14 protein-coding genes and 1 tRNA gene are annotated in these 12,209 nt (G+C 38.6%); 8 read left to right on the top strand and 7 right to left on the bottom strand.

The window, feature by feature from the left end; translation table 11 throughout:
• Window positions 1–12: 12 nt before the first annotated feature.
• From FEDK69T_RS02840 to FEDK69T_RS02830, 3 genes are all read right to left on the bottom strand, one after another.
• The gene (locus tag FEDK69T_RS02840) at window positions 13–924 is read right to left on the bottom strand and encodes a cation diffusion facilitator family transporter (protein WP_023572634.1); all 912 of its coding nucleotides are present in this window, start codon (window positions 922–924) and stop codon (window positions 13–15) included.
• A gap of 62 nt (window positions 925–986) precedes the next feature.
• Complete coding sequence (gene rpiB, locus FEDK69T_RS02835) at window positions 987–1,418, bottom strand: ribose 5-phosphate isomerase B (RefSeq protein ID WP_023572633.1); 432 nt, start codon at window positions 1,416–1,418, stop codon at window positions 987–989.
• Window positions 1,419–1,457: 39 nt separating this feature from the next.
• Window positions 1,458–1,697, bottom strand: coding sequence for a putative signal transducing protein (locus FEDK69T_RS02830; RefSeq protein WP_023572632.1), 240 nt, complete (start codon window positions 1,695–1,697; stop codon window positions 1,458–1,460).
• A 109-nt stretch (window positions 1,698–1,806) separates the two neighbouring features.
• On the opposite strand from FEDK69T_RS02830, the gene rnr reads away from it, so the two are divergent.
• The 3 genes from rnr to FEDK69T_RS02815 all read left to right on the top strand — a co-directional run bounded on the left by rnr (window position 1,807) and on the right by FEDK69T_RS02815 (window position 5,485).
• Window positions 1,807–3,984 (top strand): ribonuclease R, encoded by a 2,178-nt coding sequence (gene rnr, locus FEDK69T_RS02825; protein ID WP_023572631.1) that lies wholly within the window; start codon window positions 1,807–1,809, stop codon window positions 3,982–3,984.
• A 10-nt stretch (window positions 3,985–3,994) separates the two neighbouring features.
• Entirely contained in the window at window positions 3,995–4,687 is a 693-nt protein-coding gene (locus FEDK69T_RS02820) for a head GIN domain-containing protein (protein WP_023572630.1), read from the top strand.
• 108 nt (window positions 4,688–4,795) lie between these two features.
• Window positions 4,796–5,485, top strand: coding sequence for a LysE family translocator (locus FEDK69T_RS02815; RefSeq protein ID WP_023572629.1), 690 nt, complete (start codon window positions 4,796–4,798; stop codon window positions 5,483–5,485).
• 66 nt (window positions 5,486–5,551) lie between these two features.
• On the opposite strand, the gene FEDK69T_RS02810 is transcribed toward FEDK69T_RS02815, so the two are convergent.
• From FEDK69T_RS02810 to folB, 3 genes are all read right to left on the bottom strand, one after another.
• A complete protein-coding gene (locus FEDK69T_RS02810) occupies window positions 5,552–6,352 on the bottom strand; it encodes a gluzincin family metallopeptidase (RefSeq protein ID WP_023572628.1) in 801 nt (266 codons plus the stop codon).
• 133 nt (window positions 6,353–6,485) lie between these two features.
• A tRNA-Cys gene (locus FEDK69T_RS02805) sits at window positions 6,486–6,556 on the bottom strand.
• A 58-nt stretch (window positions 6,557–6,614) separates the two neighbouring features.
• Complete coding sequence (folB, locus tag FEDK69T_RS02800; RefSeq protein WP_023572627.1) at window positions 6,615–6,974, bottom strand: dihydroneopterin aldolase; 360 nt, start codon at window positions 6,972–6,974, stop codon at window positions 6,615–6,617.
• An 84-nt stretch (window positions 6,975–7,058) separates the two neighbouring features.
• Here folB and FEDK69T_RS02795 point away from each other — a divergent pair, with 84 nt between their 5' ends.
• The 4 genes from FEDK69T_RS02795 (at window position 7,059) to FEDK69T_RS02780 (ending at window position 10,407) form a co-directional block, all read left to right on the top strand.
• The gene (locus FEDK69T_RS02795; RefSeq protein ID WP_023572626.1) at window positions 7,059–9,158 is read left to right on the top strand and encodes a glutamine--tRNA ligase/YqeY domain fusion protein; all 2,100 of its coding nucleotides are present in this window, start codon (window positions 7,059–7,061) and stop codon (window positions 9,156–9,158) included.
• A 300-nt stretch (window positions 9,159–9,458) separates the two neighbouring features.
• Window positions 9,459–9,788, top strand: coding sequence for a YtxH domain-containing protein (locus FEDK69T_RS02790; RefSeq protein WP_023572625.1), 330 nt, complete (start codon window positions 9,459–9,461; stop codon window positions 9,786–9,788).
• Window positions 9,789–9,790: 2 nt separating this feature from the next.
• Window positions 9,791–10,141 carry a hypothetical protein gene (locus tag FEDK69T_RS02785; RefSeq protein WP_023572624.1) on the top strand — a complete coding sequence of 117 codons (351 nt, stop codon included), beginning with the start codon at window positions 9,791–9,793 and terminating at the stop codon, window positions 10,139–10,141.
• An 8-nt stretch (window positions 10,142–10,149) separates the two neighbouring features.
• A complete protein-coding gene (locus FEDK69T_RS02780; RefSeq protein ID WP_023572623.1) occupies window positions 10,150–10,407 on the top strand; it encodes a DUF6327 family protein in 258 nt (85 codons plus the stop codon).
• Between the two features lie 39 nt (window positions 10,408–10,446).
• On the opposite strand, the gene FEDK69T_RS02775 is transcribed toward FEDK69T_RS02780, so the two are convergent.
• Window positions 10,447–11,412 carry an SPFH domain-containing protein gene (locus FEDK69T_RS02775; RefSeq protein ID WP_023572622.1) on the bottom strand — a complete coding sequence of 322 codons (966 nt, stop codon included), beginning with the start codon at window positions 11,410–11,412 and terminating at the stop codon, window positions 10,447–10,449.
• Window positions 11,413–11,518: 106 nt separating this feature from the next.
• Here FEDK69T_RS02775 and FEDK69T_RS02770 point away from each other — a divergent pair, with 106 nt between their 5' ends.
• Window positions 11,519–12,175 carry an outer membrane beta-barrel protein gene (locus tag FEDK69T_RS02770; RefSeq protein ID WP_023572621.1) on the top strand — a complete coding sequence of 219 codons (657 nt, stop codon included), beginning with the start codon at window positions 11,519–11,521 and terminating at the stop codon, window positions 12,173–12,175.
• The last annotated feature ends 34 nt before the right edge of the window (window positions 12,176–12,209 follow it).

The following is a 12,209-nucleotide window of genomic DNA, read 5'->3' as shown; positions in this document are numbered from 1 at the left end:
AAGTGATGTTTATTAATCCTGAACAATAAAGTCTTTATCGTCTTCTCTGCGGAATTCAGGTTGGATCGTGATATGATTGATACCGAATTTTTCATGAAGGACTTCTTCCGCTTTTTCCAATATCATGTTGAATTCACTCATTTTGATGTCATCCGTACATTCTATGTGTGCTTCGAGGTGTAATTCTTCTTCGTTTAAATGCCAAACATGGATATGATGCATGTTGCGGACACCCTTGATCTTATGTACCTCAGCAATGATTTCATTGATGTCTATGTTCTCGGGTGTGAAAAGCATCAGCATCTTGGTCGATTTTTTAAGTAAATCGGCACCAACAATAATCAAGTAAATGGCTATTATCAAAGTCAGCACACTGTCTATCCAATAAATATGGAAGTATTTCATCAGCAATCCGCCAATCAAAACGGCCACCGAAGCCAACATATCACTGAATAAATGCATGTAGGCCGATTTCATGTTCAGGTTGTGATCGGCATCTTTCTTAAGCAGTAAAACCGAAAAGCCATTAGCAACGATTCCTAACAATGCAAGCCAAATCACTATCTCTGTACCGATTTCCTTCGGATGAAAAAAACGGTCAATCGCTTCGTAAATCAGATAGAAAGCAACAATAACCAAGGTAAAGGCATTTACAAAAGCGGCAATCAATTCAGCTCTTTTCAGTCCGAACGTCTGATGCATGGAGGCTTTATGACGGGACAATTTATGGGCCACAAGGCTAAACAACAAAGAAAGTACGTCGCTGAAATTGTGCAGCGCATCAGAAATCAAAGCCAAGCTTCCGGAAATGATTCCACCTATTATCTGAGCCACCACAATTACCACATTCAGAAAAATGGAATACACCAGGTTTTTGCCTTCCACGTGGTGTTTGTGAATGCTGTGGTCGTGATGCGGTTCCATTGTTGAAGTATATTTAAAAAAAAATCCGATTCAATAACGGAACCGGATTCTTTCAATTTTATTTATTGACAGGCAATTTTATTTACTCTGGTAGCGTGTCTTCCGCCTTCAAAATCGGTGGTTAAAAACGTTTCCACCATTTCCACGGCCTGTTTGATGTTGGTATAACGTGCCGGAATACTCATCACGTTAGCATCATTGTGCTGACGGGCCAAAGCTGCAATTTCGTTCATCCAGCACAAAGCGGCGCGAACATTCTGGTGTTTGTTGGCTGTAATGGCGATTCCGTTTCCGCTTCCGCAGATAACGATACCGAAATCGGCCGTTCCGTTTTGTACATCCGCAGCTACTGCGTGACCGAAATCAGGATAATCCACACTGTCAGTAGAGTCCGTTCCATGATTGATCACGGTATGTCCTTGTGCTTCCAAATGTTGAACAATTGCTTTTTTGTAGTCTGGTCCGGCGTGGTCGTTTCCGATGGAGATTTTCATTGTTGTGTTTTGTTTGCAGTTATTTTATACAAAGGTAAATTAAACGATTCTCAAATGCGAATCGTCCTTCAACTTTTTTAAAATTTCCCGAACCGTTTCCACATCATCCGGATGAACCTTCAACCGAATGCCGCCCAACGCCTGCGAATACATGGGCGCAATGGCCGTCATTGTTTCATTCTCAAAGAAATACTGGATTTCGGTTTGATCCAAAAGATGCTTGAGCACGGTAATCTCGTGCGGGTAATCAAAAACAGCTATAGTGATGAATTCGTTCATAAAAATTCTTTCCCTAAAGATACAAAAGTTATTTTTAGCATAAATCTGATGCGTAAATTCTGATTTGTTATTTGTAATTCGTAATTTTCAGCAATATAAGAAATGAAAAATGAGTAAGAAGTTTCATAAAGCCGGAAAAAAACAAAAAGATTTTTCCGCAAAGATTTTTAAGATTTTAGCCCAAGACCCCAATAAAACATTCAACTACAAACAAATAGCGGCAGCACTGGATGTCAACGACACCAAAAGCCGTAACGAGATCATCAAAGAACTAGGTCATTTAGCTTCCAAAGAAAAAATTCAGGAAGTCGAACGCGGCAAATACAAAATCATCTCCAAAACCGAATATTACGAAGGAACGGTCGATATGACCAGCCGTAAAACCGGTTATCTGGTTTCCCCGGATTTGGAACATGATGTATTTATTCCGTTTCAAAACCTCAACCACGCCCTGGACGGCGACAAGGTGAGGGCTTATGTGTATAACCGAAGAAGTTCCCGAAGACCGGAAGCCGAAGTGCTTGAAATCCTCGAACGCGCCAAAACCGAATTTGTGGGCGTAATCGACATTCAGAAAAACTTTGCCTTCCTTACAACGGCCAATGCCAAAATGTACACCGATATTTTCATTCCGAAAGATAGAATCGGAGAAGCCGAGAATGGTGATGTGGTTTTGGTGAAGATGTTGGACTGGCCGAAAAAAGCCGACAGCCCATTTGGTGAAGTCATCAAAGTATTGGGAAAACCGGGCGAACACGATACTGAAATCCATGCGATTTTGGCCGAATACGGATTGCCGTATGATTTTCCTATCGAGGTGGAAGCCTATGCCAAAAAACTTGATACTTCCATCACAGCGGAAGAAATCGCCAAACGTCGTGACATGCGCGAAACCCTGACTTTTACCATTGACCCGAAAGACGCCAAAGATTTTGACGACGCGCTTTCTTTCAAGGTGTTAGAAAATGGTAACTACGAAATCGGAGTGCATATCGCCGACGTGTCGCATTATGTACAGGAGGGAACTATTTTGGAGGAAGAAGCCTATAAACGCGCTACTTCCGTTTATCTGGTAGACCGAGTGGTACCGATGTTGCCGGAAGTACTGAGTAATTTTGCCTGTTCATTGCGTCCGCATGAGGAAAAATATACCTTTTCTGCGGTTTTCGAACTGAACGATAAAGCCGAACTGATGAATCAGTGGTTTGGAAGGACGGTAACTTATTCCGACCAGCGTTTTGCATACGAAGAAGCCCAACACATCATCGAAACCAAAGGTGATATTATTCCAGAGGAAATTTCTTTAACAGGTGCTGAATATAAGGTGCCGAAAGAAATTGTGGAGGCTACTTTAAAAATGGATGAACTGGCTAAAATCATGCGAAGAAAACGTATGGCTGCAGGGGCTATTTCCTTCGATAAAGTGGAAGTGAAATTCAAACTGGACGAAAACGATGAACCTGTAGGGGTATATTTCAAGGTAGCGAAAGACGCCAACCATTTGATTGAAGAATTCATGCTTCTGGCCAACCGAAAAGTGGCTGAGTTCATCGGAAAACAAAAGAAAACTTTCGTCTACCGTATTCACGACGAACCGAACGAAGATAAACTGATCAACCTGCAAACCGTGATTTCGAAATTCGGGTACAGCCTGAACTTCAAATCGCGTGACAGCATTTCCAGATCGCTGAACACTTTACTGGAAGACGTTAACGGAAAGAAAGAACAGAATTTAGTCGACACTTTGGCCATCCGAAGTATGAGTAAAGCGGTGTATTCTACCGACAATATTGGACATTACGGATTGGCGTTCGATTTCTATTCGCATTTTACCTCTCCGATCCGACGTTATCCCGATGTGATGGCACACCGTTTGTTACAGCATTATCTCGATGGCGGAAAAAGTGTGAGCGAAGAAGATTACGAAGAAAAATGCGCGCACTCCTCCCAGATGGAAAGCATGGCGGCCAATGCCGAACGTGATTCCGTGAAATACATGCAGGTGAAATACATGCAGGACCATCAGGATCAGGAGTTTTTAGGCGTGATTTCCGGTGTTACCGAGTGGGGTATTTATGTGGAAATCATCGAAAACAAATGTGAAGGAATGGTTAGAATCCGGGAAATCCGGGACGACTATTACATCTTTGATGAAAAACAATATGCTTTGGTGGGCGAAGTTTCACATAACATCTTACAATTAGGAGACGAAGTTTACGTTAAGGTGAAGAACGCCGATTTAGTTAAAAAACAATTGGATTTCCATTTTATCAGAAAACAAGAATAAAATTCAACTTATGAAGAGATTAGTTTTAACAGTATTGCTTTTTGCAGCACAATTAGGTTTTTCACAAACAAAAATCACCAAAAATGTGGGTGACTTTACAACCGTAAAGGCCTTCGATAAGATTTCCGTTCAACTTGTGGAAGGCACTGAAACCAAAGTAGAACTTTCTGGGGATCGCAGTGGCGATGTGGAATTGGTAAACAAAAACGGAGAGCTGAAGATTCGAATGGCGTTGGATAAATCGTTAAAAGGTGATGAAGTGACCGCCATTGTTTACTTTAAAAAAATTGACGCCGTTGAAGCCAGCGAAGGCGCTTATGTTTCTAGTCCGGCCACTTTTGATGGTGTTGAATTTTTGGTGAGCGCCAAAGAAGGTGCAGAAATCAAACTAAACCTGGATGTAAAGAAAGTTAACATTAAAGCGAATTCAGGTGGTATGGTCCGATTGACAGGAAAAGCCCAGAATCAGGACATCGTAGTTACATCGGGCGGAATCGTAAAAGCCAGCGCCCTGGAAGGGGAACAAACAGTAGTTGCTGTTAACGCAGGCGGTGAAGCAGATGTTACAGCAACCGAACTGGTTGAAGCAAAAACCAGAGCCGGAGGAACAATTACCATTTACGGTAATCCACGTCAGATTAACCAAAAAACGGTTGCCGGAGGAACGATTCAACAGCACAAACTGGATAAAAAATCCACATAAAAAAAACCTAAAAAACAAGTCCCAAATCTTAACTGTAAAACCTAATGGTATTTGCAGATAAGATTTGGGATTTAATTTTTCTTACCTTTGTGGTATAACAGCTTTTAAATGATTGACGATATCCTAACCGGAATTCCACTAGGGTTCTTTCTGAGTTTTATGATTGGACCTGTTTTTTTTGTATTGCTTGAAACCAGTATTACCAAAGGTTTCCGGGCCGCCATGTCTTTTGATTTAGGAGTTGTTATTGCTGATATTTTCTTTATTGCCGTTGCTTATTTCAGTAGTTATCGTCTGATTCAGAGCATTAAAGACGATCCGGCTTTATTCATATTCGGTGGTATCATCATGTTTACCTATGGGACAATTACCTTTCTGAAACTTCGAAAGGCGCATAAACTCATCGACCCGGATGAAGAGGTTGAAGAAATAATCCTTAAAAAGAATTATTTAAACCTGTTTATGAAAGGATTCCTGCTGAATTTTATCAATATTGGCGTACTTGGTTTTTGGCTGGCCATCATCATTACCTTTGGACCTAAATTCGATATGGAAACATCGCGAATGGCGGTATTCTTTGCAGCGGTATTGGGAGCTTATTTATTTACCGATATATGTAAAGTGCTTTTAGCTAAACAATTGCGAAGTAAATTAACCCCTGTCAATATTATTAAAGTCAAAAAAACCAGCAGTGTTTTGCTAATTATATTTGGAATGGTACTGATGCTTCAAGGCTGGTTTCCAAAAGAAAAAGAGTTCGTTAAAGATCAATTGGAAAAAATTGAACAATCGAAGTAATAGATTTATCAGTTACATCTCAATTATAAGAAATAAAAACGCCGCTAAGCTTAACGGCGTTTTACATTATTGTCCGGACTTATATTCAAGAATGTGGTTTCTCCATGCTGCCAGTAGTTCGGATTCGGTTGTGTTTAAGGCTGCAAGTAATTCGGATTTTTTATTCAACGGTAATAAAGTTCTAAGTTTTTCTCTTCCATAAGTCTTGTCGATGAACATCACTACCGAGCCTGAAAGCCCGTATTTTATTTTTCCTTTCCAAAAATCATCCAGCTTTTCGGGTATTTTGTTTTCGAGAATCGCCTTTTGCACTTCTGAAATACGCTTAGAATCACATTGACCTGAAGCATATGTAGCCAAACCTTCCACAAACCAGTCAATTCCTTGAACATCGCTGAAATCCGGACTTACGTTTAACTGTCCGTGATACACGTGAATCAATTCATGAGTGATCAGTTGTTGTGTTTTATTGGTATCGGAATAAATGTGCTCACAAGCCTCTTTATCCCATTGCTTAGGTGAAATCACATCCAGTTTGGTAGCTACCCCGCTTGCAACCATCCAACATTCCGATTTGAAATCAGGCATGTTCCAATCCTTTTGCCAGGCTATATCTAACGAAAGACGGTTGGGATGAATGAAAACGTCAAACTCTTTTTTAAAACCATCACCGAAGAAAAACGCTGCCGAAGACATTCCATTTTCTATTAACTGACGGTATTCCTTCTTATTTTTCTTATCACTTGAAGTGTACTTTAATGTATATCCTTTGCGTTTTTCCGAGAGCCATTCCTGGTCAATTGCTTTCCAGCCAACGAACAGCAGTGACGAAAACAGTACTGTAATTATTAGATTTTTTGATCTCATATCAAGTGTTTTTTACTGGTATATGCTAATTATTCCTACTTATCAATTGTATATTGAAGTAACGAATTATTCCCTTCATATCATAAAAAAATAGCCATAAAAAAAAACCTCCAAGTTTCCTTGGAGGTTTTTGAGGCATCGAGCGGATTCGAACCGCTGTAGACGGTTTTGCAGACCGCTTCCTAGCCACTCGGACACGATGCCATTGTTGTGGATGGCAAATATAGCAATAAATTTGAAATTCCAAATTCCAAATTCCAAATTAATTGCGGTATTCTTCAATCTGAATGGTAACTGCCTCAACATCACCTCCAATAGGCGGATTCAATTTGGAAACCGCCACAATAATTCTGGAAACCGAAGGCGTTTCTTTAAAAATACGTGCAATAATGCGTTGTGCTACGTGCTCCAATAACTTGGAACGGATGTCCATCTCTTCCACCACTATTTTGTTCAGATGCACATAATCTACAGTATCAGCCAGTTCATCCGAAAAAGATGATTTGCGTAAATCTGTCTTAATTTCCAAATCCACCGAATAGTCCGACCCAATTTTACCTTCTTCTACCAGACAACCGTGATAGGAAAACGTTCTGATATTTTTTAATTTTATAATTCCCATGCGTACTTTTCACTGTCATTTTCAAATCTTCCGATTTCCAAATTGACGAATTAAACTTATCTTTGCTAAAATTACATAAAATCTATGTCTACGAAAGAAAAATCATTGAATTTTATAGAGCAAATCATTGAAGACGATTTAAAAAATGGTTTGTCACCCGATAAATTGCGTTTCCGTTTCCCACCTGAGCCAAACGGGTATTTGCACTTGGGTCATGCCAGTGCGATCTGTTTGAATTTCGGTTTGGGAATTGATTATAAAGCTCCTGTAAACCTACGTTTTGACGATACTAATCCGGCCAAAGAAGAGCAGGAATATGTAGATGCCATCAAACGTGACGTGGAATGGTTAGGGTTCCAATGGGCCGAAGAACGTTATGCTTCGGATTATTTCCAGCAGTTATATGACTGGGCAGTGCTTCTGATCAAAAAAGGAAAAGCTTATGTAGACAGCCAGTCTTCTGAAGATATGGCAAAACAAAAAGGAACGCCAACGCAGCCTGGTACCGATAGTCCGTACCGAAACCGTTCGGTAGAAGAAAACCTGGATTTGTTCGAACGAATGAAAAACGGTGAATTCGAGGAAGGTACTCATATTTTGAGAGCCAAAATCGACATGGCTTCTACCAATATGCTGATGCGTGATCCTATTATTTACCGAATTTTACACAAACACCACCACAGAACCGGTGATACATGGTGTATCTATCCAATGTACGACTGGGCACACGGCGAGAGTGATTATTTGGAACAGATTTCGCATTCCTTCTGTACTTTGGAGTTTTTACCACACAGAGAATTATACGATTGGTTTTTGGATCAGGTTTATGATTCATCCAAAACACGTCCGAAACAACGTGAATTTGCCAGAAGAAATCTTTCACACACCGTGGTTTCCAAGCGTAAACTATTGCAATTAGTTCAGGAAAATTACGTAAGCGGATGGGATGATCCGAGAATGTCGACCATTTCCGGAATGCGAAGAAGAGGTTATACTCCGGCTTCCATCAGAAATTTTGCTGAAACCATCGGAATTGCAAAACGCGATAACCTTATTGATGTTTCCTTATTGGAATTTTGTGTCCGTGAGGATTTAAACAAAGTAGCACCACGTGTTATGGCGGTTATCGATCCGGTAAAATTAATAATCACCAACTATCCGGAAGGAAAAACCGAATGGCTTGAAGCTGAAAATAATCCGGAAGAAGAAGTGATGACTTTCAGAAAAGTCCCATTTTCAAAAGAACTGTACATTGAAAGAGATGACTTTTTGGAAGAAGCGAGCAGCAAATTTTTCCGTCTGACTTTAGGAAAAGAAGTGCGTTTGAAAAATGCCTATATCATTAAAGGAGAGAGCGTTGTAAAAGATACTGACGGGAAAATAACGGAAATCCATGTTACTTACGATGACGACAGCCGAAGCGGAAGCGGAAGCGAAGCCAGCAACCGTAAAGTTGCGGGAACCATTCACTGGGTTTCTGTGGAACATGCCTTAAAAGCTGAAATACGTTTATACGACCGACTGTTCATCGATGAATCTCCGGACACGCACAAAGACAAGAACTTCCTTGATTTTGTGAATCCGAATTCATTGAAAACGGTTACCGGATTTGTTGAACCAGGCTTGGCTGATGCTAAAGAAGGTGACAGTTTCCAATTCCAAAGAACAGGTTATTTCTGCGTAGATAAAGACAGTACTTCAGAAAATTTAGTTTTCAACAAGACTGTAGACTTGAAGGACTCTTGGGAAGAAAAAGGTAAGAAAGAGGAAAATACTATCAACAATTCACTGAAGGAAATCAATAAGTACTTTAAAGTGAACACGGATGAAGAAAGAGCTGCCATTGAAAATACAATTGGAGAAAATATCAAGACCATCAACAATTACAGCCTGTTGCAAAATTCACTCAAGAAAAATGTTAACAACAATAAGAGTTCGTTGTTGTTTTCCAATTTTATACTGAAATATTCTGAAAGCATAAAAGCTTCGGATGTGGATAGCGAGTTACTTCAAAAATTCTATACCATGTCTTTGAAAAGCGAATCACCATTTGTTCGCTATGAAGTGATCCAGAATCTGAAAAGAGATGGTAAAAATTTCGAAATTTTCAAAACGCAACTTTCGGAAATGAAATCGACAGAGAAAAATGAAACCGTCCTTCATTTACTGTCTGAAATTGTGTAATACACTATCATAAATTTAATCAATTAAAAACCTGCCTAATAAGCAGGTTTTTTTATTATTAATATTTTTAATATTATTTATTATTTTAATAGAAATTATTTATTAAAAACGACTTTCATAAATTAATTTTAAGACATTTTCAAAAAACAGGAAGGTATTTCTGTATCTAATTACCGTTTATCCCCTCAAAAGTGTTTTAAATCGATTTTTTGCTTTTTCAGTCTAATTATTAACCGCCGATTAACAAAAATCTGCTTTCGAATAAGTAATTTTAAAGTTAGTAATTAAAATCGTACCATCATGTCTGACAACACAGGAAAAACAGTATTGGCTCTTTTGGCTGGTGCAGCAATCGGAGCCGGTCTCGGAATTTTATTTGCCCCAGATAAAGGTTCGGAAACAAGAAGAAAAATTAGAGAAGGTATTGACCACGAAAAAGACGTTTTAAAACATCGCTTGAGCGACGTTACGGATAAGATCAAATCAAGATTTTCAAAAGCAAAAATGGATCTCGAAAGTGAAGTCGACCATTTGCTTGCCAACGGCGATCATAAAAAAGAAGAAATAATTGAAGCACTGGAAAAAAAATTGGCCGAATTGAAAAACCAGGGTGCAAACGCTAAAAATTAGGTATGCCTTTTGAAAACCTGAAAGAAAAAGCCGGAGATATTCAGGCTAACCTGAAAAATGCCATCGACAGTAATACTGAATACTACAAACTGTGGTTGTTTAAAGTCTTTATGAAATCAACAACCATGATAGTTAGGGTATTGCTTATGTTGGTATTTTTCCTGTTTTTCTTGTTTTTTGCTTCTATAGGATTAGCATTGTATTTGGGAAAACTGATGGATAATACTGTTTTAGGTTTTCTGGCTGTGAGTGTCTTTTACCTGATCATGGTACTTATTGCCTACCTGATAAAAGATAAAATAGTGGAAGGCAGTATGTTACAAAAATTTTCGAAGATATTTTTTAATGAATAATCCGTTGTATGAAACCAAAGATATATTCCTCCTACGAAGAAATCGATCGCGATTTGGAAATCCTGAAACTTCAAAAAGAAATCGATGTTCGCAAATTGGCCCTCTCCATGGAAAAAACACTGGAAGGAATTACCCCAATGGGAATGGTTAAGAACTTTCTAGGAAATACTGGAGCATTGCTTAGTAAATCAGATTTATTGACAGGTGTAATGAAAAGTGTCGTACTACCACTTCTAATCAGAAAATTTACGAAATACATGGAATAAAAAAGAGGCCTTTCGACCTCTTTTTTTTAAAATAAAATGTTATTCAGGATCTGACGGATTAAAATCTGTCGACGTATGATCATCTTTTTTTCTAATGCGCTTCGGTGCATTTTTCATTGCTTCACCTACCTGGTTACTCGCTGCAAAAGAAACCACCATGTTATTAAGCATATCACTAGCCGCCTGAGGGGAATTAGGCAATAAAATTAAATTCGAATTCGTATCGGCACCCACAGCTTGTAATGTATCATAATGCTGAGTCACCACAATTAATGCAGATGCTTCCTGCGAATTTATGCCTACTTCATTCAGTTGGTTCACTGATTCTACCAAACCGCGCGCAATTTCACGTCGCTGATCGGCAATACCCTGACCTTGTAAACGTTTACTTTCTGCCTCGGCTTTAGCTTTGGCTACAATTCTAATGCGTTGTGCTTCAGCTTCATATTCTGCTGCAGTTTTCTCACGGTCGGCAGCGTTGATTCGGTTCATGGCATTTTTTACCTGAATATCCGGATCGATATCAGTAACCAAAGTATTGATGATTTCATATCCGTAAGTAGTCATCGCCTCGTTTAATTCGCGTTTAACGGCAATTGCAATATCGTCTTTTCTCTCAAACACATCATCTAAAATCAACTTTGGTACTTCTGCTCGAACCACATCGAATACATAGGAAGTAATCTGGTCATGAGGAAATTCCAATTTGTAAAAAGCATCATAAACCTTTTCTTGCAACACTTTAAACTGAACGGATACTTTCATTTTTACGAATACGTTATCCTTCGTTTTCGTTTCTATGATAACATCCAACTGTTGGATTCTTAAATTAACACGCCCAGCAATGCGGTCAAAAACAGGAATTTTAATTTGTAAACCGGATTGTCTGATACTGTTAAATTTACCGAAACGCTCGACAATCACAGCCGTTTGCTGTTTAACTGTAAAAAAAGAGGCCAGAAACAGAAAGAATCCGATCACTAATAAAATAGGAATTGTTACCATAATAAATAGTTTAGTTATTTTATAGGATTATACGTATACAGAGATTAAATGTTACAATTGTTTATGAAATAAGTTTACATTTGCTGAAATTTTTGATTTTATTCAAATGAAAAAACTATACATTATCTCATTCTTACTTGTTGCTTTACAAGGTTTTGCACAATATGGATATCGAGACGGAAACCGAATCGGTATTTATGCAGGCGTAAACCAAACTTCGTTAATGACTTCCAATTTTAATATCCAACCGGAATTAGGCTGGTCTGCCGGAATGCAGGTAAGAGGTAACTATTATAATGATTTCAGCATGATTTACGGAATGCAGTTTTCAGAAAATAATTTTACGGTAGCTACATTTTCCCCTTTAATGCAAAAACAGGATGTGGAATACAAACTGATGGCTGTTCAAATCCGTTTACTGCTTAGTTATAACATAGTGAAAGACCATGTTTCGTTGGATTTAGGTCCGGTACTTCAGATAAACGACAAACTTAAATTCGACAGTAAATACGAACATAATCTTATAGAAGATAATATCCTTCTGACAGCAAAAGACATAACGGACGTTACCAAAATAAACGGTAACCTTTATATTGGTTTTTCTGCGGGTAACCGACGTGTACGCGCTTTGGTTAATTACCAATACGGGATGAACAATATCCTGAACAACCTTAATAATAAAGAGGAACTCGAATTAAAAACCAACGGAGATTTTAAAGGACATATTGGTATTTTAACGGGACAGTTGCTATTTAATTTGTAATAAAATATTTTATAAAATTAAAATCGGGTAAATA

Origin of the sequence: Flavobacterium enshiense DK69 (assembly GCF_000498495.1) — a bacterium.
Classification (GTDB): Bacteria; Bacteroidota; Bacteroidia; order Flavobacteriales; family Flavobacteriaceae; genus Flavobacterium; species Flavobacterium enshiense.
Note: the sequence above shows the minus strand (reverse complement) of the source record. Positions and strands in the feature narration are given on the sequence as shown.

Excerpts from the sequence above, each read along its gene's own strand:
- FEDK69T_RS02795 (WP_023572626.1), top strand. The coding sequence starts at position 7,059 with ATGTCTACGAAAGAAAAATCATTGAATTTTATAGAGCAAATCATTGAA.
- FEDK69T_RS02790 (WP_023572625.1), top strand. The coding sequence starts at position 9,459 with ATGTCTGACAACACAGGAAAAACAGTATTGGCTCTTTTGGCTGGTGCA.
- FEDK69T_RS02780 (WP_023572623.1), top strand. The coding sequence starts at position 10,150 with ATGAAACCAAAGATATATTCCTCCTACGAAGAAATCGATCGCGATTTG.
- rnr (WP_023572631.1), top strand. The coding sequence starts at position 1,807 with ATGAGTAAGAAGTTTCATAAAGCCGGAAAAAAACAAAAAGATTTTTCC.
- FEDK69T_RS02775 (WP_023572622.1), bottom strand. The coding sequence starts at position 11,412 with ATGGTAACAATTCCTATTTTATTAGTGATCGGATTCTTTCTGTTTCTG.
- FEDK69T_RS02820 (WP_023572630.1), top strand. The coding sequence starts at position 3,995 with ATGAAGAGATTAGTTTTAACAGTATTGCTTTTTGCAGCACAATTAGGT.
- FEDK69T_RS02840 (WP_023572634.1), bottom strand. The coding sequence starts at position 924 with ATGGAACCGCATCACGACCACAGCATTCACAAACACCACGTGGAAGGC.
- FEDK69T_RS02770 (WP_023572621.1), top strand. The coding sequence starts at position 11,519 with ATGAAAAAACTATACATTATCTCATTCTTACTTGTTGCTTTACAAGGT.
- rpiB (WP_023572633.1), bottom strand. The coding sequence starts at position 1,418 with ATGAAAATCTCCATCGGAAACGACCACGCCGGACCAGACTACAAAAAA.
- FEDK69T_RS02830 (WP_023572632.1), bottom strand. The coding sequence starts at position 1,697 with ATGAACGAATTCATCACTATAGCTGTTTTTGATTACCCGCACGAGATT.
- FEDK69T_RS02785 (WP_023572624.1), top strand. The coding sequence starts at position 9,791 with ATGCCTTTTGAAAACCTGAAAGAAAAAGCCGGAGATATTCAGGCTAAC.
- FEDK69T_RS02810 (WP_023572628.1), bottom strand. The coding sequence starts at position 6,352 with ATGAGATCAAAAAATCTAATAATTACAGTACTGTTTTCGTCACTGCTG.
- folB (WP_023572627.1), bottom strand. The coding sequence starts at position 6,974 with ATGGGAATTATAAAATTAAAAAATATCAGAACGTTTTCCTATCACGGT.
- FEDK69T_RS02815 (WP_023572629.1), top strand. The coding sequence starts at position 4,796 with ATGATTGACGATATCCTAACCGGAATTCCACTAGGGTTCTTTCTGAGT.